Source organism: Marivita hallyeonensis, from assembly GCF_900129875.1.
In the GTDB taxonomy this organism is placed as follows: Bacteria; Pseudomonadota; Alphaproteobacteria; order Rhodobacterales; family Rhodobacteraceae; genus Marivita; species Marivita hallyeonensis.
The window spans coordinates 53,140-74,798 of the sequence record NZ_FQXC01000002.1; the positions used below are offsets into that span (position 1 = coordinate 53,140).

A 21,659-nucleotide genomic window follows, 5' to 3' on the forward strand; every position below is an offset into this window, starting at 1 on the left:
TGTGACATGAACCTCTTTTCCGACATTCGGACACTGGTGATCGACAACCTCAATGCCATGGTGGCCGAGGGTGCGCTCCCGGACGGGCTGGGCTTTGACAACGTGACGGTCGAACCGCCACGCGATCCGTTGCACGGTGACATGGCGACCAATGCGGCCATGGTGTTGGCAAAACCGTCCGGCAAGAAACCGCGCGATATCGCAGAGGCGCTGGCTGATAAACTTGCGCAGGATCCGCGGGTGTCGACCGCCGAGGTCGCCGGTCCGGGGTTTTTGAACCTGCGGCTGGATACCTCGGTCTGGCAAACTCTGCCGAGCGCCATTCTGGGTGCTGGCGCGAGCTATGGCCAGTCCGACATGGGCGCGGGCAAACAGGTGAATGTCGAATATGTCAGCGCCAACCCGACCGGTCCGCTTCATGTCGGTCACACCCGTGGCGCGGTGTTCGGGGACGCGCTGGCGTCCTTGCTTGATTACGCGGGCTACGACGTCACGCGGGAATACTACATCAACGACGGTGGCGCGCAGGTCGATGTGCTCGCGCGGTCCGTCTACCTGCGCTACCTCGAAGCGCATGGTCAGGCGGTGGCCTTTGAGGACGGCACCTATCCCGGCGACTACCTGATCCCGGTCGGGGAGGCGCTGATGGCCGAGGTCGGCGACGCCTATGTCGATCAACCCGAGTCCGTCTGGCTGGCCGAGGTCCGGTCCTTCGCCACCGACGCGATGATGCAGTTGATCCGCGAGGATCTCGCGCTGCTCGGTGTCGAAATGGACGTGTTCTTTAGCGAAAAGTCGCTCTACGGCACCGGTCTGATCGAGGCGGCCATCGATAGTCTGCGGGACAAGAACCTGATCTACCGGGGGGTGTTGGAACCGCCCAAGGGCAAGAAACCCGAAGATTGGGAACCGCGCGAACAGACGCTGTTCAAGTCGACCGCGCATGGCGACGACGTCGACCGCCCGATCATGAAGTCGGATGGCAGCTGGACCTATTTCGCGCCCGACATCGCGTATCACTACGACAAGGTGCAGCGTGGTTACGACCTCTTGATCGACGTCTTCGGTGCTGACCATGGCGGCTATGTCAAACGGATGAAAGCAGCGGTCAGTGCGCTGTCGGATGGTAAGACGCCGCTCGACATCAAACTCACCCAACTTGTGAAGCTCTACAAGAACGGCGAGCCGTTCAAGATGTCCAAGCGGGCAGGGACCTTTGTCACCCTGCGGGACGTTGTCGATCAGGTTGGCCCCGACGTGACCCGTTTTGTCATGCTCACGCGGAAGAACGATGCGCCGCTGGATTTCGACTTCGACAAGGTGCTGGAGCAGTCCAAGGACAATCCCGTCTTCTACGTGCAATACGCCAACGCCCGGGTAAATTCGGTGTTGCGCAAGGCGCGGGAGGCCGGGATTGATGTTGATGACGCGACCCTCGCCTCCGTCGATCTGTCCGGTATGACCCATGACACGGAACTCGCAGTCGCGCGGAAACTGGCCGAATGGCCACGTCTGATCCAGATCGCCGCCCGGACCAACGAACCGCACCGCGTGGCGTTCTATCTCTATGAACTCGCGTCGGATTTGCACACGCTTTGGAACAGGGGCAACGACGTGCCCGAGCTTCGGTTTTTGCAGGAAGGCAACACCGCGGCCTCACAAGCGAAAATCGCCCTCGCTCGGGCGGTCTCGGTTGTTATTTCGTCCGGCCTTGGTATCTTGGGCGTGACGCCAGTCGAAGAGATGCGCTGACAAAAGCGCCGTGACTGGCTGAGGCAAAGGCAAGAGATCACCGGTGGCACAGTCACCGGGCAAAGAGGCGGACATGGCAGACATGCAGATGACGGGCCCCGCACGCGGGGAGAAGACGTCGGGCAACGTGGCCTCGGCAGCCAACTGGCTGGGCGCGGCCATGTCGCTGGCGTTGGTTGTGGGGATTGCAGTGTGGGGCTACAGGCTCATCATGCGAGACGTATCCGGCGTCCCGGTGGTGCAGGCGATCGACGGCCCGATGCGGGTGGCCCCGGAAAACCCGGGTGGACAGATTGCCCGTCACGAAGGACTGGCCGTCAACGACGTGGCCGGATCTGGCACCTCGGCCAAACCGCCCGAGCAATTGGTCCTCGCGCCGCGTCCTCTGGATATCACGGATGAAGACATCCCGGTCTCTCAGATCGGCCCCGACACGTCGCTGACCGAGGCAGAGCAGGTAGCTCTCGCATCCTTGCGCCAGGACGCGGAAGAAGACACATCGTCTTTGGCCCTCACCGATATCATGAGCGCGGATGATCCGATCCGCGCGTTGGCGGACCAGATCGCCGCAAACGCCACGCCGTTTGCCGACCTGGACCCCGCGCCGGACACGGGTGTCTTTGACGACACCGCCACGGAACAGGTGGCCGCCGTCGACCAGGGCCCAGAGATCATCCCCGCCTCGATCCCGGGTGTCGCGCGATCCCTGCGACCGGCCCAACGCCCGGCCGGGCTGCAGCAGGCGTCCTTGGCCATCCCCGCCGCCGCGCCGACCGGCGTTTCGGAACTCTCTCCGTCCGAGATCCCCACCGGCACACGGCTCGTGCAGTTCGGTGCGTATGACAGCCCCGAGATTGCTCGCGATCAGTGGACAAAGCTCGAAGCGCGGTTCGGCGAATACCTTGAAGGCAAGTCGCGCGTGATCGAGGAAGCCACGTCAGGTGGGCGCGTCTTCTACCGCCTTCGGGCGCACGGATTTGCCGATCTGAGCGACTCGCGTCGCTTTTGTGCCGCCATTGTTGCAGAAGGCACCGATTGCATCCCGGTGGTCAGTCGGTGACACCGTTTGGCGCAGCCATTTTCGGCTGCGACGGCGCGCGCCTGTCTCCGGACGAGCGCGCGTTTTTTGCAGAGGCCAACCCCTTTGGCTTCATCCTCTTCGACCGAAATCTTGAAACCGCCGATCAGATCCGCGCGCTGACCGCCGACCTGCGCGACACGGTGGGCTGGAACGCGCCCATCTTCATCGATCAGGAGGGCGGCCGCGTACAGCGCCTGCGCCCCCCATTGGCGACGGTATGGCTGCCCCCACTTGACCACGTGACACGCCTTGGCAAAAACGCGGAAGAGGGCATGCACCTGCGTTACCGGATCATCGCGCACGAACTGATGGACTTGGGTATCGACGCCAACTGTGCCCCGATGCTTGACATCGCGCGTCCCGAAACCCATCCGTTCCTGCGCAATCGCTGCTACGGATCGGATCTGGATCAGGTGGTTCGGATTGGCCGAGCCGTGGTCGAAGGGCACCTCTCTGGCGGGGTGTTCCCGGTGATTAAGCACATCCCGGGGCACGGCCTGGCGCGGATGGACAGCCATCTTGACTTGCCCCGGATCGACGCACCGGAAGAGACGCTGAACACGATCGATTTCGCGGCGTTCAAACCCTTTGCAGACTGCGCCATGGGCATGACCGCGCACCTTGTTTTCAGTGCCTTGGGCGAAACACAACCGGCCACCACATCACCCAGCATGATCCGGCGAATCCGCGACGATATCGGGTTCAACGGTCTTCTCATGACCGACGACATTTCGATGAACGCGCTCAGTGGCACTGTCCCGGAGAGGGGCGCCGCGTCGATGCGCGCCGGTTGCGATGTCATTCTGCACTGCAACGGCGATCTGGCCGAACGGATCGCCCTGATCGACCGGATCGGGACCATGCCCGCTGCAAGTCAGGCCCGGGCCGAGGCGGCCATCGTGCGACGTCCGACGCCAGAGGATGTTGACATTGCCGCCCTCAAGGCCAATCTGGCAGAACTTGAGCAGGGACGCAGTGCATGAACGACGTGACTCCAGAGACGTTTGACGTGTCAGTCGCTGATCGGCTTGCCGCCGAGGCACTGATTGTCGATGTCGATGGGTTCGAAGGCCCGCTCGATCTGCTCCTCAGTCTAAGCCGCACCCAAAAGGTCGATCTGCGCAAGGTCTCGGTCCTGCAACTCGCACAGCAATACCTCGCCTTTATCGAACAGGCCAAAGCCTTGCGGATCGAACTGGCGGCCGATTACCTTGTGATGGCGGCGTGGCTCGCCTTTCTCAAATCCCGCCTTTTGCTGCCACCGGACCCGACCGAAGAAGGTCCGTCAGGCGAAGATCTTGCCGCGCATCTCGCGTTTCAGCTGGAACGGCTTCAGGCGATGCGCGACGTGGCGGCAAAGCTCATGGCGCGCGACCAGTTGGGGCGCGATTTCTTTGCCCGCGGCGTGACACAACAGGTCGAGCGCGTGCGCAAGGTCGAATATACGGCCACCTTGCTTGACCTCATGCAGGGCTACGCCCGTATCCGCACCAAGGATGAATTCCGCCCCTTCGTTATGGACAGGGACGCGGTGTTCACGATGGAACAAGCGCTTGAGCGGATGCGTGGTTTGATTGGCTTTGCGGGAACGTGGACGGACATCTCCACCTATATGCCGGATGGGTGGAATATCGATCCGGGGCGCTGGCGTTCAGCCACCGCGTCGACCTTTGCGGCCTCGCTGGAACTGGCGAAGGAGGGCAAGGTTGAATTGCGTCAGTCCGACACCTTCGCCCCCATCGAACTGCGCCGGAAGGAGCCGCGCGGTGACTGACACAACCGAAAGCGAGATCGAAGAGAGCCTTTTCGAAGCACCGCCGATGGGCGAACAGGAGCGTATGGTCGAAGCGATCCTCTTCGCCACAGCAGAACCTGTAACCGTGAAGGAACTGAACGACCGCATGCCGCATGGCGCGGACGCCGCCGAAGCGCTGGTGCATCTGCGCAAGCGCTACGAAGGCCGGGGGGTCAATGTAGTCAAGGTCGGCGATGCTTGGGCCATCCGCACCGCGCCGGACCTTGGATTTCTGATGCAAAAGGAAACGGTTGAGACACGTAAACTCAGCCGCGCCGCGATCGAAACACTCGCGATCATCGCCTACCACCAACCGGTGACCCGTGCCGAGATCGAAGAGATCCGCGGCGTCTCGGTCAGCCGGGGCACTGTCGATCAACTGCTTGAGATGGAGTGGATCCGCTTCGGGCGTCGCCGCATGACGCCGGGTCGGCCTGTGACCTTTGTCGTCACACAGGATTTCCTCGACCATTTTGGTCTCGAATCCGCGCGCGATCTTCCTGGACTCAAAGAACTTCGCGCAGCAGGTCTTCTAGAGAACCGTCCGCCGCCCGGAACTGTCCCGCAGCTTGGGGAAGGCGATGTGGACGCGGAGGAAGAGACCGAAGAGGGTCAGTCCGAACTGTTTGAAGATTAATTAATTCTGCACATTTTTTCAGAAACACTGCCTGAAAATCGTCGCAATTGTCGCCTATCTGCAGGATCGAGGCAGCCAAAAGCAGTAGGAGGGCGACATGAACCTCAATCAGATCATCAACATGGTAATGCGCACTGTGATGCGTCGCGTCATCAATTCCGGCATCAATGCAGGGATGAACGCGGGCCAAAGTGCACTGGCCAAGCGGAAAAAACCGCAGCCGTCACAGCATTCCGACGACGCGCAGCACTAAGCCGCGAAATGCTTGGACAGCTTTAGACCCTGTCCCTGATAATTCGATTTGATCCCCGCGCCATAAAGCTGGCTCGGGGATTGATCCATTTTTTCATACACCAGACGCCCCACGATCTGCCCGTGTTCCAGCACGAACGGCGCTTCGTGGCAGCGCACTTCCAGTACGCCCCGAGACCCCGTGCCACCTGCTGCGTCATGGCCGAAGCCCGGATCGAAGAACCCCGCGTAGTGAACGCGAAATTCACCCACCATCGCCAAAAACGGTGCCATCTCGGCGGCGTAATCCGGCGGGATGTGTACCGCCTCACGGCTCACCAGAATGTAGAACGCATCCGGATCAAGGATCAGGCGGCCATTTGTGGTGTGCAGCTCTTCCCAGAACTCGGACGGGCGATAATGCCCCAGCTTGTCGAGGTCGATCACCCCGGTATGCGGTTTCGCCCGATACCCGACCAGATCCCCCTCGGCAGGTTTCAGGTCGACTGAAAATCCCAGCCCGTCGCCAATGACCGCCGGGCCGCCATTCACAAGCGTTTGCTCTTCATGCAGCGTTGCAAGCGCGTCATCCGACAGCACGGACTGCCCATTGCGGAACCGGATCTGGTTCAGCCGCATTCCGGGCCGAACCAACACAGAGAATGATCTCGGACAGATCTCGGCATAAAGCGGCCCGGTGTAACCAGCGGTGATCCGATCGAACTCCGTGCCCTCGTCGGTGATCGTCCGCGTCAGCAGATCCAGCCGCCCGGTGGAGCTTTTGGCATTGGCCACCGCACTGATATCTTTGGGCAGCGCCAGCCGCTCCATCAACGGCACAAGGTATACGCAACCTTTCTCAAGCACCGCCCCGCTTTCGAGCGAAATCCGGTGCATCTCGAAATCGGCGAGCCGATCCTCGACGCGCTGGCCTTTGCCCGCAAGGAACGACGCCCGCACGCGATAGGCGACCGTACCAAGACGCAGGTCGAGGCTTGCGGGTTGAACCTGACCATCGACGAACGGCACATCAGCGGCAATCACGCCCTGATCCATCAGTGCCTCGATCTGCTGGTTGGCCAACACACCCGTCATGCCAAACTCCCCCGGTTCGCGTTTCGCCTTGCATAGCAACTGGGTGAGCCCCGCGCGAGAGTGATTTTCGTGCGAAGACATGTGATAGCGGATGGTGTGATTGGTCGGGCTAGCAGGACTTGAACCTGCGACCTTCCGTCCCCCAGACGGACGCGCTACCAGGCTGCGCCATAGCCCGACTGCGGACTGTCATAACGGTTTTGGATCAGGCCGCAAGAGCGAATTCCACCGTCACTTCATGCATCAATCACCCAACGCGGGCGCGGAGCTTCTCGACGATGGGCGCGATCTCTTTGGCCGACTCGGGCGACAGCGTTCGGATCCGCGAAAGGTGACTTAGGACGCTGGGCGCAGGTTCTTTCGGCTCCGGTGCCACGACGGCGGGCTCCGGTGTGGGGTCGGCGACAGCGGCTTCGGTCTCTGCCTCTTCCGCCTGAACCTCGATGCGCTCTTCCATCGATTTCTGAAGAAAGCCGGGCAGGGCGGCCGTCTCTGGTTCCGGTTCAAGGTCTTCTGACTTGTCGGGCTCGGCGTCGGCCTCGAGCGTGTCTTCAACAGCCGTTTCGGGCTCAGGCAGGGCCTCTTCTTCCGGCGACACGGGTTCTGTGTCCGAGGCGTCAGATTCGGCAATCTGCGCATCCGCTGGTGCGTTTTCGTCTTCGGTCGATACCTCCAACATCGCGTCCTCGGCATGCGCAACGATCTCCTCCGTCGCGTCATCAACGGTGTCAGACTCGGCCGGTTTCGCGAAGGGCACGACAGTGTCCACCGGTTCGGACGCGGGTACCTCTTGAAGCACCACGTCCTCGATGATGTCCTCGTCACCGACACTTAAAGTGCAGAGTGAAGAAACGTGCTTTATGCCTTGTTCACGCAATATTTTCTGCGCGCCCTTGATGGTCATACCATCTTCGTGAAGCAGCTTCTTGATCCCCCCGAGCAGCAGCATGTCTGACGGACGATAATACCGTCGCCCCCCGGCGCGTTTGACCGGTTTGACTTGCGTGAACTTGCTCTCCCAAAACCGCAGAACATGGGCTGGTGTGTCCAGCCACTCTGCCACCTCACTTATGGTGCGGAAGGCATCTGCGGATTTGCTCATTGTGGTCAGCCCTTATTGCCGGCGGCCACGCGGTCTTTCATCAGATGAGAGGGCCGGAAAGTCAGAACGCGGCGCGGATTGATCGGGACTTCTTCACCGGTTTTCGGATTGCGTCCAACGCGTGCCGCCTTGTCGCGGATCGAGAACGTGCCAAAGGACGAAATCTTGACCTGTTCGCCCGCGACCAGCGCGTCCGACATGTGATTCAGCACGCTTTCAACAAGGTCGGCGCTTTCATTTCGGGACAATCCAACCTCGCGAAAAACCGCTTCGCTCAGGTCCATCCGTGTCAAAGTCTTTTGGCCCATCAATACATCCCTCCCGGTTCCGGACAGCATGCGACCTGCGAATTTCCGAGTCAATATCAATGGCTTGTGTGCGAGAATTTAGAAGGTTTTTGCCTACCAGCGCAGCACCACGGCGCCCCAGGCCAGACCGCCACCAATCGCTTCGGTGACAACGACATCTCCGCGCTTGATCTGGCCGCGCTCGACGCCAACCGACAGCGCCAACGGAATCGAGGCCGCCGATGTGTTCCCGTGGTCCTGAACCGTGACGACAACGTTATCCATCGACAGGCCAAGCTTCTTCGCGGTGCCCTGGATGATGCGAATATTGGCCTGATGTGGCACGATCCAGTCCACATCCGCGCTGTCGATGCCCGCCTGTTCCATCGCTGTGGTCGCTGTCTGTGCCAGCTTCTCGACCGCATGGCGGAACACTTCCTTGCCCTGCATCCGCAGGAAGCCGGTTGACTGAGTGCTCACCCCGCCGTCAACGAAGAGGATGTCCTTGTGTTGCCCGTCGGAATTCAGATCGACAGAAAGAATACCGCGATCCGCTGCCGTCCCCTCACCCTCTTGTGCTTCGAGGATCACCGCACCGGCCCCGTCGCCGAACAGGACACAGGTGCCGCGGTCGGTCCAGTCCATGATCTTCGAAAAGGTCTCGGCCCCGATCACCATGATCCGTTTGGCCTGACCCGACAGGATCAGCGCGTTGGCCGTGCTGAGCGCATAGATGAACCCGGCGCAGACGGCCTGAACGTCAAATGCAAAGCCCCGTGTCATGCCAAGGGCGTGTTGCACCATCGTGGCCGCTGAAGGGAAGGTCAGATCTGCCGTGGACGTCGCCAGGACAATCGCGTCAAGGTCGTTCGCCTCAAGCCCCGCATTCGCAAGCGCCTTCTCGGCAGCCCGCGTCGCAAGGTCAGATGTCGTCTCGCCCTCTGCCGCGAAGTGACGCCGTTCGATGCCGGAGCGTGACTTGATCCACTCGTCCGAGGTCTCAAGCGTGGCCTCGAACTCCGAATTTGGCACGACCCGTTCCGGTAGGTAATGCCCAAGCCCGACAACAACCGCACGTCTGGTCATGCCTGGCTCTCCTTGTCGCTGCCGGTGTCTTCGGTGATGTCCCAGGTGATGTCGTTGATCGACTCAAGCCGCGCGGCAAGCCGTTCCGAAAAACCGGATTGCGCCAATTGGAAGGCCAGCTTGATCGCCGCCGACACACCAGTCGCATCCGCAGATCCGTGCGACTTCACCACGGTGCCGTTCAAGCCAAGAAACACACCGCCGTTCACGCGCCGTGGGTCAATCTTCTTGCGCAGACGTCGCAGGGACGTCAGCGCCAGAAGCGATGCGAGACGCGACAAAGGTGAATAGGCAAACGCTTCCTTCAGGCGATCGCCGATCAGCGATGCGGTACCTTCACCTGTCTTGAGCGCGACATTGCCCGTGAATCCGTCGGTGACGATGACGTCACAGGCTTTGCCCGGGATGTCGCCGCCTTCGACAAAGCCCACGAATTCAAAAGGCGCACGTTCTGCCGCCTTGGAGATCAGCTCATGTGCATCGTGCAGTTCCGGGCGACCCTTGTGCTCTTCAGTGCCGACATTGAGAAGTCCGACGCGGGGCTTCTTCAGATGCAATCCGTTGCGGGCGTAGGACACCCCCATCAGCGCGTATTGCAACAGGTCTTCGGCGTCCGCGCGGATATCGGCACCCACATCCAGCATCACGTTGAAGCCCTGCGGGTTACGCGACGGCCAAAGGATCGCGATGGCCGGACGGTTCACGCCGGGCAGCTTGCGCAGCCGGATCATCGACAGCGCCATGAGCGCACCGGTATTGCCGCAGGACACGGCCACGGTTGCCTCGCCATTGCGGACAGCCTCAATGGCGGCCCACATGGAGGTCTCGCGCCCGTTGCGCACGACATGGCTCGGTTTGTCGGTCATCGACACGACACTGTCGGCATCGCGGACCTCGCACCGCTCGGCGAGGCCTTTCTTCTTTGCAATCAGCTTGTTGAGCTTCTTTGCAGGGCCATGCACCAAGAACCGGATTTCCGGATTCGCCTTCGCAGAACGAGACATGCCGGAGACAACTGCCTCCGGCCCCAGATCGCCGCCCATCGCGTCGATTGATAAAACGATTGGTCCGTCACCCGCCATATGTTGATCCTGCAAGGAGGTCATGCGGAGGGAAACGCCTTATCGTTGCTTATGCTGCGTCTTCGTCCAGGTCGATTTCGTCGGCCTGTGCGATCACTTCGCGATCCGCGTAGTGGCCGCAGGACGGGCACACGTGGTGCGGACGCTTCAGTTCACCGCAGTTGGTGCACTCGTTCGGGTTTCCCGCAACCAGAGCGTCATGTGCGCGGCGATTGTTGCGACGCGACTTCGATACTTTGTTCTGTTGGACAGCCATGTCTCAACCTCAATTGTCTATAACCGGTGGCATGAATGCCATGCCGCATTTTCGGGTGTGTCCGGCCTCTTACGGGGAACCGGGTCAGGGGGCAACCCCCACCTCAGATGAAGGCGCGAACATAGGGGCAAACGCGAAATCCGCAAGCGTTTTCTGGCGCCTTTATTCACTCTTCCTTGTCGAGCTTGTCGCGCAGCGCTGCAAGGCCCGCAAAGGGCTTTGTATCCTCGTCCGTCAGCGGGGTGACACCATCTTCGGCAAACACCGCGTCGCCCAGATCAGCATCCGCGCGCCGCGGATATTGCGGCAGCGCCAGAGACAGCGATTCTATCATCACGTCATAGGCCGAGATCACCGGCCCGAGAGGCTCCAACCGCGTGTCTTCGGGCATTTCGGTTTCCGCCCCGGCCTCTGCTTCGATCTCAAGATACGAGGCGGGAACAAAAAGCCGCTCGACGGCTTCGTCGATGCGCGTCGTCACAGGGTCAAGCGTCACGACGCAGGGTTGCACCACCGTCGCACCCAGCGCACCGGTCAGGCTCCAGCCCTGTGCGCCGGCAGGACTGATCTCCCCCCGAAAGCGCAGCTTCTTCACGCCCAGCAGGTTCAACTGCGCCGCCACCGCCGCGCGCGCGTCGGCTTCGGGTTGCAGATCGAAGGCAGTCGGATGGCGTGTCGAAAGATCGGCGACGCGAAATTGTCCGGGTTTCAGAACCTGTTGTGGCATGTCTCTTGATGCACCCTTTGCTTGAACGCGGGCCCAAGGCCGTGTAATCGGGATAAAAGGCAGTGAATGCCAACGCAAGAGAGGCGCTATGCAGGGCATCGGATCGACACTCAGGATCGGGCTTGGGGCGCTTGTGTTTGTCGCGATGGCAGGGTGTGCGGCCCAGTACCGCACACATGGTTACGTTCCCACAGAAGACGAACTGCAGCAAATCGTGCCCGGCGTGGACACGCGCGGCACGGTCGAGGACCTTGTTGGTGTGCCTTCCACCTCGGGTACATTGAACGAGTCGGGCTTCTACTATGTCGAAAGTGAAATGCGCACCTTCGCCTGGCGCCGTCCCGAAGTGGTAGACCGTGAGGTTCTTGCGATCACCTTCGACACCGCCGGGGTGGTAGAGAACATCGAACGCTACGGCCTGCAGGACGGGCAAGTGGTTCCGCTGGCGCGCCGTGTAACGGAATCGGGCGATGGCGATCTGAGCTTCATCCGCAAGCTCTTCGGCAATATCGGCGGGATCAACGCCGCCGATTTCTTCAACTGATGGCGCTCCCCGCCGCGACAGAGCCTGTCGCGGACGGTCTTGACGAGGTCGACCTTCGGGTCGGACCGTACCGCGCGCGTATCGGCATTGGCGCGGACTTGCGTGAGGCTGCGCTCGAATTGCGAGGGCGTTGTTTTCGGCCGCAATCCGGCACGGATCGCGACAGGTTCGATGCGCTTAGCCTGCACGGGACCGTCTGCGACACGCGCAATGACCAAGTGCTTTCAGCCTTCCGAACCCGCGTGATATCCAACGCCGCGCATCTGTCATCGACCTACACCGCCCAATCCTATGATTTGACACCGCTTCAGTTCGAACGTGGGCCGTTTGTCGAGGTGGGCCGCCTGTGTCACGCGCCGGATCTTTTGGACCCGATGGCGTTTCGCCTCGTATGGGCAGCGCTTGGCGCGCTGGTCGACACCCATGGCGCGGCGATGATGATCGGGTGCAGCTCCTTTGACGGAACCGATGTCAACCGCCACCGCACTGCGCTCGCGTATCTCAGGGCGCATCACCTCGGCCCGCAAAAGCTTCGACCCGGAAAAACCGCGGTGGACACAATCGACCTGCCGAATGGGCCCGCGGACCCGGCAGGGCTGCCACATCTTCTGAAAAGCTATCTGGGCCTCGGAAGCTGGGTCAGCGATTTCGCGGTACGCGACCCCGATCTCGACCGGCTGCACGTCTTCACCGCGCTGCGCATCGGGGACATTCCCGAGCCGCGAAAGCGCCGCCTGCGTGCCCTGGCGCGGGGGATGCACGCCGCCACTTGACGTCAGACGCCGCGCATCATAGCGCAGCGGCATGGCTGTCATCCCGCTTTTGCAACTTAATGATATCTCGCTGACCTTCGGCGGAGAGCCCGTTTTTCATGACCTCGGTCTTGTCATTCAACCGGGCGACCGCATCGCGCTGGTCGGGCGCAACGGATCGGGCAAATCGACGCTGATGAAAGTGATGGCGGGGCTGGTTGAGCCTGACAAGGGCGACCGCGTTGTGCCCTCCGGTACCAGCGTCGGTTATATGGAACAGGACCCGGACCTGCGCGGCTTTGCAACACTTGGCGACTACGCGTCTTCCGGGCTTGAGCCGTCAGAGATGTACAAGGTGGAACGGGCTGGTGAAGGGTTGAAATTCGATCCCGCGCGCCCGGTCGAGACGGCCTCGGGTGGGGAACGCCGCCGTGCCGCGCTGGCGCGCCTGATGGCGCAGGACCCGGATGTGATGCTCCTCGATGAGCCGACCAACCACCTGGACATCGAAGCCATCGGTTGGCTCGAAAACGAACTGAAGCAAACCCGCAAGGGGTTCGTCCTGATCAGCCACGACCGCCGTTTTCTCTCGGAACTCACCCGCGTGACACTCTGGATCGACCGCGGGCAGGTGCGTCGTCAGGACAAGGGCTTCGCCGATTTCGAGGCATGGCGCGACAAGATGTGGGACGAAGAAGACCTGCAGCGCCACAAGATGGATCGCAAGATCAAGGCCGAGGCGCGGTGGGCTGTCGAAGGCATCAGCGCTCGCCGCAAGCGAAACATGGGCCGGGTGCGCGCGCTGCAGGACCTGCGTAAGGAACGCGCCGCCATGATCAAGCGGCAGGACGCGGCAGCGATGGACCTCGCCTCCGCTCCGAAATCCGGCCGCAAGGTGATCGAAGCCAGACATCTTGCCAAAAGCTTTGGCGATACCGTTATCGTGAAAGACTTTTCGCTGACCGTGCAGCGTGGCGATCGCGTGGCCTTCGTCGGTCCGAACGGCGTTGGCAAGACGACCCTCATCAAGATGCTGATCGGGGAAATCGCGCCGGACACCGGGACGGTGAAGCTCGGCACAAATCTGGTGCCGGCCGTCTTTGACCAGACCCGCGCGCAGTTGGACGGCGATCTGTCGCTGTGGGAGAACCTGACCGGCGATCCCGAGATGCGCGTGTCCGGAAAGACGGACCAGATCATGGTGCGCGGACAGCCTCGCCACGTGGTCGGCTATCTCAAGGAGTTCCTCTTTGACGAACGGCAGGCCCGCGCGCCGGTGCGTTCCCTGTCGGGGGGCGAAAAAGCGCGGCTGCTGCTTGCCCGGATCATGGCGCGGGAATCGAACCTCCTGGTGCTGGACGAACCCACCAACGATCTCGACGTGGAAACGCTCGACCTGCTGCAGGATCTGCTGGGTGACTACGACGGCACGGTGCTGCTCATCAGCCACGATCGCGATTTCCTTGATCGCGTCGCGACGACCACCGTGGCGATGGAGGGCAGGGGCCGCGCCACCGTCTATGCCGGAGGGTGGAGCGACTATCGCGCCCAGCGGGGTGAGACGTCAGAGGACACCGCATCCACTGCGAAATCGGCGATCAAGGCCAAGCCCAAAACCGATCCTGCACCGCAATCGAAAGCAAAGTCTGGCCTGAGTTTCACTGAAAAGCACCGCCTTGAAGAACTTCCCGCCGAAATCGACCGCCTGACCGCAGAGATCGCCAAGTTGGAACAGTTGATGGCGGACCCGGATCTCTTCACCCGTGAGCCAGTGAAGTTCCAGAAAGCGTCAGAGGCCCTGGTCGCCCGCCAGAAAGCGCTGTCCGAGGCCGAGGACCTATGGCTCGAACTGTCGGAAAAGGCCGAAGCCGGATGACGCTGCCGTCACCGGAAGCGGTGCAATGCGTCCACGCATTGCACACCGCGCGCGCCGGTCTAGCTCTGCGCCCATGACCGCACCCGTCTTCATCGGCGCCCGCATCTATCGCGGGTCGAGCTATGGCACGCATCATCCCCTGTCGATCCCGCGTGTGCCGACGGTCACCGATCTCTCCCGCGCCCTTGGATGGCTCCCCTCCGAGCAATACCGCACCAGCCCCTGCGCCAAACCCGATGCGCTGCACGGCTTTCACGCGCCGGATTACATCGACGCGCTTCAAACGGCAGAAGCCACGCTGAAACCGAACCTCGACTTCGACCTCGGGTCGCTGTCCAACCCCGTGTTTCCCGAAGTCTACCGCCGCCCCGCAACCGCGGCCGGGGGTGGGCTTCTGGCAGCGGAACTCGTGCGTCACGGCGGTGTCGCATACAATCCCGGCGGTGGGACGCATCACGGGCTGCCGGATCGCGCGAACGGATTCTGCTACATCAACGAACCTGTCCTGACGATCCAGCACCTCCTGGCGCAGGGTCTCACCCGCGTGGCCTATGTCGACATCGACGCGCATCATTGCGACGGGGTTGCAGTGGGGTTTCACGGCTCCGAAGAGGTGCGCATGATCTCGGTCCACGAAGACGGGCGCTGGCCCTTCACGGGGGATGTGGACGACACCGCCGGTGGCGCGGCGATCAACATCCCCGTGCCGCGCGGTTTCAATGACACCGAATTTACGCTGATCCTGAACGAGGTGATCCTGCCCGCTGTCGAGGCGTTCCGCCCAGAGGCGATCTACCTGCAATGCGGGGCTGACGCCGTGACCGAAGACCCGCTGTCGCGCCTGAACCTCTCCAACCGCTGCCATGTTGCAGCGGTCAAAGCGCTGCGCCCCTTGTCGCCGCGCTTCATCGTCTCGGGCGGTGGCGGCTACAATCCGTGGAGCGTCGGTCGCGCATGGACCTGCGTCTGGGCGACCCTGGCCGGGCAGACGATCCCGGATCGCCTTCCGACGGAAGCACACGCCATCCTTGCGGAACTCACCTGGACGCGAAAGGCGCGGCCCACGGCGGACATGCTGACGACGCTGCTCGACCCCCCGCGCGACGGGCCGGTGTCGGAGCACGTCAACGACGTCGTGCGCAGATTGAAATCACGCCGTGGTTAACGGGATCACGACCTGCGCATGCGTCGCTGAGACCTGCACCAGCGGTGTCACGCCGGCATCCGTGCACAACTGCCTCAGGAAAGCGAATTGCACCTGAGCCGGGCGCAGGGCTTGGTCCGCCGAGCCCGCGCCGGTTTCGAGAAGCGACCAGCAGTCGGCATCATTGAGGATACTGGGCCCCCTGGCATCCGCCAGAACCGCGTCACGTTCCACGGCCACAACGATGCTGCCACCCTGACCCAAGGCCGACTCGAGACACAGCGCGGCGAGGAAGCCGAACTGTACCGTGTCCCGAGAGGCGGGATCGTCCAGCGCCCATTCTGTTATGATCCGTGTCCCGCCATAATGATTGGCCAGGGTCCGGCGCGCTTCGTCGGCCGAAACCAGTCGCGGATCACCGGCGCTTCCGAATGCGATGCGAAAAAACTGGATCCGCGCGGCGGCGTTGTCGCAGCTTTGCTGGATCAGGGTCATTTCGGGGCTTGCCGGGTCCGGTGTGCCCATGGCAACCAGCTCAAGACCGTTTGAGATCGCACCGATCGGGCTGATCAGATCGTGGCAAATGCGCGATCCGATCAATGCGGCCAGTGAAGCTTTGTCGTGGTGCACTATGTTCTCCGTCACGCTGTAAGGAGCCTTCTGATGTCTGACCTCAATGGCCTGTTGGAACCCGGTTCACTGGTTCGCCACCCAACCGAGCCCGATTGGGGGATCGGACAGGTCCAATCCAAAATTGGCGGCCGTATCACCGTGAATTTCCGCGAGGTCGGCAAGGTGGTGATTGATGGGTCGCGAATTGGACTTCTTCCCGTTTTTGAAGACTAGGCTTGCAACCAAAAGTTGATAAAGTCCTAATTCGTGCAGCGCGGGCAACATTCGGGCGTCAGGGTGACGTCGTTGCGCGTCACACCCGCTCCCACTAGAGTGGCGTCAGTCGACCTTGGGGTCCCTCATTCATGCTTCAGGATGCGCCAACACTGCACGTTTCACTGGCCCGCTCGGACAGCGATCTGCGGGCGGCGCAACGTCTGCGGTACGAGGTCTTCATCGCCGAACTGGGCGGGGATGGACCGGATGTCGATCATGATGCCCGGCTTGAACGGGATCGCTTCGATGCGTTTGCCGATCATTTGCTTTTGCACGATCCCCTGCAGTCCGAGGGACCGACGGGCGGTGTCGTCGGTGTCTACCGGCTTTTGCGGCGCACGCAGGCAGAGCAGGCGGGTGGCTTCTACTCTGACCGGGAATTTGACCTTTCGACCCTGACGAACAGTCCCCGGAGGGTGCTCGAACTCGGGCGATCCTGCCTTCACCCGGACTACCGCGGCGGCGCTGCGCTGATGGCGCTCTGGAAGGGGCTGGCGAACTACGTGACCTCGCACGAGATCGACGTGCTGTTCGGCGTCGCAAGTTTTCACGGCACCGACGTCGTGACCCTGAGCAATGCGATTTCGCATCTCCATCACGCTTATCTCGCGCGCCCTGAAAACCGGGTGGTATCGCGCACACCGGACGCCGTAGCAATCCTGCCGGAGAACGAGGTCGACCGGAAGGCGGCGATGCGCGACACGCCTGCGCTGATCAAGTCCTATCTCAAGATCGGCGGCAAGATCGGGCAGGGCGCGTTTGTGGATCACGCGTTCAACACCACCGACGTCTGCCTGATCCTCGACACCGACGCGCTGCCCGGTGGCGCCGGGTCCTTCGCGGCGCGGCCCCGACCATGAGCCCAACCTGGGACAGCGTCGATCCTCCCGAAGATGTTGCGATTTCCGCGCTCGGCTGGACGCGCGTTCTCTGGCGCGGCACCTTGCTTGGGCTTGTGACCTTCGGTGGGCTTGGCCTCTTGCTGGTCGTGCGGTTGATCGAACGACCCATCTTCGGCGTCGACCGCCCCGTCACCCCGTACATCACCCAGGCCGTATGCCGATCCGCATTTGTCATTCTGCAACTGCCCCTTCTGGTACGCGGGCCACGGATGAAGGTGCAGGGGGCGGTTGTGGCCAACCACAGTTCATGGCTCGACATATTCGCGCTGAACGCACGCAAGAACGTGTATTTCGTCTCCAAATCCGAAGTCGCCGGGTGGCCCGGGATCGGCTGGCTCGCACGCGCCACGGGCACGGTCTTTGTCCGGCGTGACCCGCGCGACGCGAAAAATCAGTTGGCGATCTTCGAAGAGCGCCTGCAGCATGGCCACCGGCTGTTGTTCTTCCCCGAAGGCACGTCGACCGACACACTACGCGTTTTGCCGTTCAAGCCGACCCTGTTCGCCGCGTTCTTCTCGGATCGCTTGATGCATGCCATGCACGTGCAGCCGGTCACGGTGATTTATCATCCGCCGGAAGGCCGCGATCAAAGGTTCTACGGTTGGTGGGGCGACATGGGATTTGGCGAACACCTCATCAGAGTGCTGGCCCAGCGTCGCCAAGGAAAAGTCGAGCTGATTTACCACCCGCCGGTGCCGGTTGATGGCTTTCCGAACCGGAAATCGCTGGCAAGTCATCTGGAGACGCAGGTGCGATCTGCCCATTCGCGCTTGGCTGAGTGACCAGCCGCGTCCCGTCGAGGCGCGCGTGCACCACCCCGTCCTGCGGCGGCAGCGTACCGGAACGCCGAAACAGACCCCAGGTGCCGAAGAAGATGAACCCGATCTGGATCAGAAACGCACCGAGGTTGAACGCGCCCACAAGGCTGATGAGCACAAGCAGCGCCGCGACGATCTTGCTGGCGGAATAGGTCGCCCCGTTCCCGCAGGCGCGCCCCGACTGAACCAGGGCGAATCCACCGACATAGATGATCGAGCCCAGAACACCGCTGGCCTGAAGAAGGTCTGGATAGGTCCGCATGTAGTCAAGGACGCCTGACATAACGTCTCCGGGTCAATAGACCCGACCTGCCGTGCGACGGGTAGGTCGGGCCGGCGTTCTGAAAAGAAGGTGTCACTTACGGATCAGGGCCGCGCGCAATACCAAATCGTCAAAGGTCTTTCAAAATCGTTTTTTTGGTCACTCGTGAACAAGATGCGATCGAACTGCGATGACAATTGAAATGATATGTCGTTCAGTCCAGTCACAACGAACTTTCGTTACACGTAACTTATACACCTTACCTAGGGTAAGCACCAAGTCCGGATTTCCTGACCCTACGTCACATTTCGACCCGAAGAATGGACGTGTGCAGCGATAATCGCATCGCGCTGTGCTCGGGCCCATCGACCACCACAAAGACAAAACTGCGCAGGAAAAACCCTGCGCCGCTCACTATCGTTGCTTGTCTTGGCGGTCGGTCGCGCCGGAATGGGCTTATTCCTCCGGCGCGTCTTCTTCGCCCTGATCCGCGATCCACGCGACCGAGACGACTTCCTCGTCGGCACCGGTGTTGAACACTTTCACGCCGCCTGCGCTGCGCGACCGGAACGAGATACCGTCCACCGGCACACGGATCGACTGCCCCTTGGAGGTGGCGAGCATGATCTGGTCATCCATCTCGACCGGGAAACATGCGACAAGTGGCCCGCCGCGCATCGCCTTGTCGATCGCCTGCACACCCTGACCGCCGCGCCCGCGCACCGGGTAGTCGTGCGATGACGACAGTTTACCCGCACCCTTGGCCGTGATCGTCAGGATCAGGTTCTCCGCTGCGGACATCTCGGCATAAAGCTCCTGCGTCAGTTGCGCATTTGCGTTGCCTTCGTCCTCATCGGTCGCTTCCGTATCGTCCGTCACACCTGCAACGAGGCGCCGCTGCTTAAGATATGCCGCGCGCTCATCCGGCGTGGCCTCGAAGTGTCGGATCACGGCCATGCTGACCACGCGGTCGCCATTACTCAGCCTGATGCCCCGAACGCCGGTCGAGTCGCGCCCTTTGAAGATACGCACATCGGTGGTCCGGAAACGGATGGCGCGACCGGCATCTGTGACCAGCATGACGTCGTCATCCTCGGACGCGATGCGCGCGTTCACCAGTTCCACCCCCTCGGGCAGCTTCATGGCGATCTTGCCGTTCGACTTGACGTTGGTGAAATCGGACAGCGCGTTGCGCCGTACGTCACCGGCGCTCGTGGCGAACACGATCTGCAGGTCGTCCCAGTCTTCCTCGTCCCGATCCACCGGCATGATCGCTGCAATCGACACGCCGGTCGGAATTGGCAGGATATTGACGATGGCCTTGCCCTTGGACGTGCGCCCACCTTGCGGCAGCCGCCAGGTCTTGAGCTTGTAGGCCATGCCGTCGGTCGTGAAGAACAACAACTGCGTATGCGTGTTGGCGACAAACAGCGTGGTGACCACGTCGTCATCTTTGGTCGCCATTCCCGACAGGCCCTTGCCACCGCGCTTTTGCGCCCGGAAGTCGGCAAGAGGCGTGCGTTTGATCCAGCCCGACTGCGTGACCGTGACGACCATGTCCTCACGTTCAATCAGGTCCTCGTCTTCCATGTCGCCGGACCAGTCGACGATCTCGGTGCGACGGTCGACGGCGAACAACTCGCGGACCTCGCGCAGTTCGTCCGCGATGATACCCATGATCCGGTCGCGCGATCCGAGAATCTCCAGGTATTCCTTGATCTTGCCCGCCAGTTCTTCCAACTCGTCGGTGACTTCCTTGACACCGATCTGAGTCAGGCGCTGCAACCGCAAATCCAGGATCGCGCGGGCCTGTGTCTCCGAAAGGTTATAGGTCCCGTCCTCGTTCGCCGTATGGGTCGGGTCGTCGATCAGCGCGATGTAGGGCAGGATGTCCTTGGCCGGCCAACGCCGTGTCATCAACCGCTCGCGCGCTTCGGCCGCGTCCGCCGAGGACCGGATGGTCTGCACCACCTCGTCGATATTCGTGACCGCGACCGCCAGACCACAAAGCACATGGCTTCGTTCGCGCGCTTTCCGCAGCAGGTAGGCGGTGCGCCGCGCCACCACGTCTTCTCGGAAATCGATAAACGCCGTCAGGAATTTGCGCAGTGTCAGCTGTTCCGGCCGCCCGCCATTCAACGCCAGCATGTTGCAGCCAAACGAGGTCTGCATCGGCGTGAAGCGGAACAGCTGGTTCAGAACAACTTCGGCCGTCGCGTCGCGCTTCAACTCGACAACCACGCGCACGCCGTTGCGGTCTGACTCGTCCTGAACGTGGGCGATACCCTCGATCCGCTTCTCCCGCGCCGCTTCTGCGATGCGTTCGATCATCGTTGCCTTGTTCACCTGGTAGGGGATCTCGTCGATCACAATGGCCCAGCGGTCCTTGCGGATCTCCTCGACCCGCGTGTTGGCGCGGATGATGACCGACCCGCGTCCTTCCAGATACGCCTTCCGCGCGCCGGACCGGCCCAGCATGATGCCCCCCGTCGGGAAGTCGGGGCCGGGAACGTATTCGATCAACTGCTCGGATGACAGGTCCGGCTCTTCGATCAGGGCCAGTGTGGCGTCCACCACCTCACCAAGGTTATGCGGCGGGATGTTCGTCGCCATGCCGACGGCAATGCCGCCCGCACCATTGACGAGCATGTTCGGGAACCGCGCGGGCAGAACCGTCGGTTCACGGTCCTTGCCGTCATAGTTGTCCTGAAAGTCGACGGTGTCCTTGTCGATGTCCGCCAGCAGATAGGCGGCAGGCTTGTCCATGCGCACTTCGGTATAGCGCATCGCCGCCGGGTTATCGCCGTCCATCGACCCGAAATTGCCCTGACCATCGAGAAGTGGCAGCGACATCGAGAAATCCTGCGCCATCCGCACCAACGCGTCATAGATCGCGCTGTCGCCATGCGGGTGGTATTTCCCCATCACGTCGCCCACAGGCCGCGCCGATTTTCGGTACGCCTTGTCGTGACTGTTGCCGGATTCATGCATCGCGTAGAGAATTCTGCGGTGCACCGGTTTTAGGCCATCCCGCAGGTCCGGGATCGCCCGGCTCACAATCACACTCATCGCGTAATCGAGGTAGGAAGACTTCATCTCGTCGGTGATCGAGATTTGAGGCCCATCGTACTTCGGACGCGAGGGCGGCATATCTTCCGTATTTTCAGGGGGTTCTGGCGTGTCGCTCACGTGGATAGCCTGCTGTCGGTTTGTCTATATTTTGTTGATCAAGGGTATATCAGAGACAGGATGTAGGCCGCAATGCAAATGACCAAGATTTCAGCACCTGTGGCTTTGGCACTCATCCATGCGCCCTGCCAACATACTGTTTTTGTTGAAAGT

The 21,659-nt window shown here is 61.6% G+C and carries 22 protein-coding genes, 1 tRNA gene and 1 pseudogene; 13 read left to right on the plus strand and 11 right to left on the minus strand.

All coding sequences use genetic code 11. The annotated features are described in order from the left end of the window. Positions 1-6 precede the first annotated feature (6 nt). The 6 genes from argS to BUA42_RS21125 all read left to right on the plus strand — a co-directional run bounded on the left by argS (position 7) and on the right by BUA42_RS21125 (position 5,518). Entirely contained in the window at positions 7-1,752 is a 1,746-nt protein-coding gene (argS, locus tag BUA42_RS05895) for an arginine--tRNA ligase (RefSeq protein ID WP_072776808.1), read from the plus strand. A 43-nt stretch (positions 1,753-1,795) separates the two neighbouring features. Then, complete coding sequence (locus BUA42_RS05900; protein ID WP_245818965.1) at positions 1,796-2,812, plus strand: SPOR domain-containing protein; 1,017 nt, start codon at positions 1,796-1,798, stop codon at positions 2,810-2,812. Then, positions 2,809-3,816: a glycoside hydrolase family 3 N-terminal domain-containing protein gene (locus BUA42_RS05905; protein ID WP_072776809.1), complete on the plus strand. Its 1,008-nt coding sequence runs from the start codon at positions 2,809-2,811 to the stop codon at positions 3,814-3,816. Before BUA42_RS05900 ends, BUA42_RS05905 begins: the two co-directional genes overlap by 4 nt. Beyond that, positions 3,813-4,607, plus strand: coding sequence for a segregation and condensation protein A (locus BUA42_RS05910; RefSeq protein WP_072776810.1), 795 nt, complete (start codon positions 3,813-3,815; stop codon positions 4,605-4,607). The genes BUA42_RS05905 and BUA42_RS05910 overlap by 4 nt, the downstream gene beginning before the upstream one ends. A gap of 46 nt (positions 4,608-4,653) precedes the next feature. After that, on the plus strand, positions 4,654-5,265 hold the full coding sequence (gene scpB, locus BUA42_RS05915; protein WP_084066180.1) for an SMC-Scp complex subunit ScpB: 612 nt from the start codon (positions 4,654-4,656) through the stop codon (positions 5,263-5,265). A gap of 97 nt (positions 5,266-5,362) precedes the next feature. Then, positions 5,363-5,518 (plus strand): hypothetical protein, encoded by a 156-nt coding sequence (locus BUA42_RS21125; protein WP_178346864.1) that lies wholly within the window; start codon positions 5,363-5,365, stop codon positions 5,516-5,518. Here the strand turns inward: BUA42_RS21125 and BUA42_RS05920 are convergent. The 8 genes from BUA42_RS05920 to BUA42_RS05955 form a co-directional block, all read right to left on the minus strand. After that, positions 5,515-6,591 (minus strand): 2'-deoxycytidine 5'-triphosphate deaminase, encoded by a 1,077-nt coding sequence (locus tag BUA42_RS05920; RefSeq protein WP_072776812.1) that lies wholly within the window; start codon positions 6,589-6,591, stop codon positions 5,515-5,517. The genes BUA42_RS21125 and BUA42_RS05920 overlap by 4 nt on opposite strands. A 101-nt stretch (positions 6,592-6,692) precedes the next feature. Continuing rightward, positions 6,693-6,769 (minus strand) — tRNA-Pro (locus BUA42_RS05925). 69 nt (positions 6,770-6,838) lie between these two features. Further along, on the minus strand, positions 6,839-7,693 hold the full coding sequence (locus tag BUA42_RS05930; RefSeq protein WP_072776813.1) for a MerR family transcriptional regulator: 855 nt from the start codon (positions 7,691-7,693) through the stop codon (positions 6,839-6,841). Between the two features lie 5 nt (positions 7,694-7,698). Continuing rightward, a complete protein-coding gene (gene ihfA, locus BUA42_RS05935; protein ID WP_072776814.1) occupies positions 7,699-8,001 on the minus strand; it encodes an integration host factor subunit alpha in 303 nt (100 codons plus the stop codon). Between the two features lie 93 nt (positions 8,002-8,094). Further along, positions 8,095-9,066 carry a beta-ketoacyl-ACP synthase III gene (locus BUA42_RS05940; protein WP_072776815.1) on the minus strand — a complete coding sequence of 324 codons (972 nt, stop codon included), beginning with the start codon at positions 9,064-9,066 and terminating at the stop codon, positions 8,095-8,097. Further along, complete coding sequence (plsX, locus tag BUA42_RS05945) at positions 9,063-10,172, minus strand: phosphate acyltransferase PlsX (RefSeq protein WP_072776816.1); 1,110 nt, start codon at positions 10,170-10,172, stop codon at positions 9,063-9,065. The genes BUA42_RS05940 and plsX overlap by 4 nt, the downstream gene beginning before the upstream one ends. Before the next feature lie 25 nt (positions 10,173-10,197). Beyond that, positions 10,198-10,404: a 50S ribosomal protein L32 gene (gene rpmF / locus BUA42_RS05950; RefSeq protein WP_072776817.1), complete on the minus strand. Its 207-nt coding sequence runs from the start codon at positions 10,402-10,404 to the stop codon at positions 10,198-10,200. A 166-nt stretch (positions 10,405-10,570) separates the two neighbouring features. Further along, complete coding sequence (locus BUA42_RS05955) at positions 10,571-11,131, minus strand: YceD family protein (RefSeq protein ID WP_072776818.1); 561 nt, start codon at positions 11,129-11,131, stop codon at positions 10,571-10,573. A gap of 88 nt (positions 11,132-11,219) precedes the next feature. Here BUA42_RS05955 and BUA42_RS05960 point away from each other — a divergent pair, with 88 nt between their 5' ends. From BUA42_RS05960 to BUA42_RS05975, 4 genes are all read left to right on the plus strand, one after another. After that, positions 11,220-11,675, plus strand: a complete 456-nt coding sequence (locus BUA42_RS05960; RefSeq protein ID WP_072776819.1) for an outer membrane protein assembly factor BamE — start codon at positions 11,220-11,222, stop codon at positions 11,673-11,675. Then, positions 11,675-12,448: a GNAT family N-acetyltransferase gene (locus tag BUA42_RS05965; RefSeq protein ID WP_072776820.1), complete on the plus strand. Its 774-nt coding sequence runs from the start codon at positions 11,675-11,677 to the stop codon at positions 12,446-12,448. The genes BUA42_RS05960 and BUA42_RS05965 overlap by 1 nt, the downstream gene beginning before the upstream one ends. 31 nt (positions 12,449-12,479) lie before the next feature. After that, positions 12,480-14,303 carry an ABC-F family ATP-binding cassette domain-containing protein gene (locus BUA42_RS05970; protein WP_072776821.1) on the plus strand — a complete coding sequence of 608 codons (1,824 nt, stop codon included), beginning with the start codon at positions 12,480-12,482 and terminating at the stop codon, positions 14,301-14,303. Between the two features lie 73 nt (positions 14,304-14,376). Beyond that, a complete protein-coding gene (locus BUA42_RS05975; RefSeq protein WP_072776822.1) occupies positions 14,377-15,468 on the plus strand; it encodes an acetoin utilization protein AcuC in 1,092 nt (363 codons plus the stop codon). Here BUA42_RS05975 and BUA42_RS05980 read toward each other — a convergent pair. Next, positions 15,454-16,077, minus strand: a complete 624-nt coding sequence (locus BUA42_RS05980) for a histidine phosphotransferase family protein (protein ID WP_072776823.1) — start codon at positions 16,075-16,077, stop codon at positions 15,454-15,456. The two genes, BUA42_RS05975 and BUA42_RS05980, sit on opposite strands and share 15 nt — an antisense overlap. 33 nt (positions 16,078-16,110) lie before the next feature. Between BUA42_RS05980 and BUA42_RS05985 the strand changes: the two genes are divergently transcribed. The 3 genes from BUA42_RS05985 (at position 16,111) to olsA (ending at position 18,019) form a co-directional block, all read left to right on the plus strand. Further along, entirely contained in the window at positions 16,111-16,293 is a 183-nt protein-coding gene (locus tag BUA42_RS05985; RefSeq protein WP_072776824.1) for a DUF3553 domain-containing protein, read from the plus strand. A gap of 131 nt (positions 16,294-16,424) precedes the next feature. Beyond that, positions 16,425-17,195, plus strand: a complete 771-nt coding sequence (gene olsB / locus BUA42_RS05990; protein WP_072776825.1) for an L-ornithine N(alpha)-acyltransferase — start codon at positions 16,425-16,427, stop codon at positions 17,193-17,195. Further along, positions 17,192-18,019: a lyso-ornithine lipid O-acyltransferase gene (gene olsA / locus BUA42_RS05995; protein WP_072776826.1), complete on the plus strand. Its 828-nt coding sequence runs from the start codon at positions 17,192-17,194 to the stop codon at positions 18,017-18,019. The genes olsB and olsA overlap by 4 nt, the downstream gene beginning before the upstream one ends. Positions 18,020-18,140: 121 nt before the next feature. On the opposite strand, the pseudogene BUA42_RS21510 reads toward olsA, so the two are convergent. Then, positions 18,141-18,338: pseudogene (locus BUA42_RS21510) on the minus strand (CBU_0592 family membrane protein); the annotation flags it as partial. Positions 18,339-18,773: 435 nt separating this feature from the next. Beyond that, positions 18,774-21,467 carry a DNA gyrase subunit A gene (gene gyrA, locus BUA42_RS06005; protein WP_084066139.1) on the minus strand — a complete coding sequence of 898 codons (2,694 nt, stop codon included), beginning with the start codon at positions 21,465-21,467 and terminating at the stop codon, positions 18,774-18,776. Between the last annotated feature and the right edge of the window lie 192 nt (positions 21,468-21,659).

What these genes read in the sequence shown, in the direction of transcription:
- BUA42_RS05960 (WP_072776819.1), top strand. Translation starts at nt 11,220, where the DNA reads ATGCAGGGCATCGGATCGACACTCAGGATCGGGCTTGGGGCGCTTGTG.
- argS (WP_072776808.1), top strand. Translation starts at nt 7, where the DNA reads ATGAACCTCTTTTCCGACATTCGGACACTGGTGATCGACAACCTCAAT.
- scpB (WP_084066180.1), top strand. Translation starts at nt 4,654, where the DNA reads ATGGGCGAACAGGAGCGTATGGTCGAAGCGATCCTCTTCGCCACAGCA.
- olsB (WP_072776825.1), top strand. Translation starts at nt 16,425, where the DNA reads ATGCTTCAGGATGCGCCAACACTGCACGTTTCACTGGCCCGCTCGGAC.
- BUA42_RS05965 (WP_072776820.1), top strand. Translation starts at nt 11,675, where the DNA reads ATGGCGCTCCCCGCCGCGACAGAGCCTGTCGCGGACGGTCTTGACGAG.
- BUA42_RS05910 (WP_072776810.1), top strand. Translation starts at nt 3,813, where the DNA reads ATGAACGACGTGACTCCAGAGACGTTTGACGTGTCAGTCGCTGATCGG.
- BUA42_RS05970 (WP_072776821.1), top strand. Translation starts at nt 12,480, where the DNA reads ATGGCTGTCATCCCGCTTTTGCAACTTAATGATATCTCGCTGACCTTC.
- plsX (WP_072776816.1), bottom strand. Translation starts at nt 10,172, where the DNA reads ATGACCTCCTTGCAGGATCAACATATGGCGGGTGACGGACCAATCGTT.
- BUA42_RS05985 (WP_072776824.1), top strand. Translation starts at nt 16,111, where the DNA reads ATGTCTGACCTCAATGGCCTGTTGGAACCCGGTTCACTGGTTCGCCAC.
- gyrA (WP_084066139.1), bottom strand. Translation starts at nt 21,467, where the DNA reads ATGCCGCCCTCGCGTCCGAAGTACGATGGGCCTCAAATCTCGATCACC.
- rpmF (WP_072776817.1), bottom strand. Translation starts at nt 10,404, where the DNA reads ATGGCTGTCCAACAGAACAAAGTATCGAAGTCGCGTCGCAACAATCGC.
- BUA42_RS05920 (WP_072776812.1), bottom strand. Translation starts at nt 6,591, where the DNA reads ATGACGGGTGTGTTGGCCAACCAGCAGATCGAGGCACTGATGGATCAG.
- olsA (WP_072776826.1), top strand. Translation starts at nt 17,192, where the DNA reads ATGAGCCCAACCTGGGACAGCGTCGATCCTCCCGAAGATGTTGCGATT.
- BUA42_RS05955 (WP_072776818.1), bottom strand. Translation starts at nt 11,131, where the DNA reads ATGCCACAACAGGTTCTGAAACCCGGACAATTTCGCGTCGCCGATCTT.
- BUA42_RS05940 (WP_072776815.1), bottom strand. Translation starts at nt 9,066, where the DNA reads ATGACCAGACGTGCGGTTGTTGTCGGGCTTGGGCATTACCTACCGGAA.
- BUA42_RS05930 (WP_072776813.1), bottom strand. Translation starts at nt 7,693, where the DNA reads ATGAGCAAATCCGCAGATGCCTTCCGCACCATAAGTGAGGTGGCAGAG.
- BUA42_RS21125 (WP_178346864.1), top strand. Translation starts at nt 5,363, where the DNA reads ATGAACCTCAATCAGATCATCAACATGGTAATGCGCACTGTGATGCGT.
- BUA42_RS05975 (WP_072776822.1), top strand. Translation starts at nt 14,377, where the DNA reads ATGACCGCACCCGTCTTCATCGGCGCCCGCATCTATCGCGGGTCGAGC.
- ihfA (WP_072776814.1), bottom strand. Translation starts at nt 8,001, where the DNA reads ATGGGCCAAAAGACTTTGACACGGATGGACCTGAGCGAAGCGGTTTTT.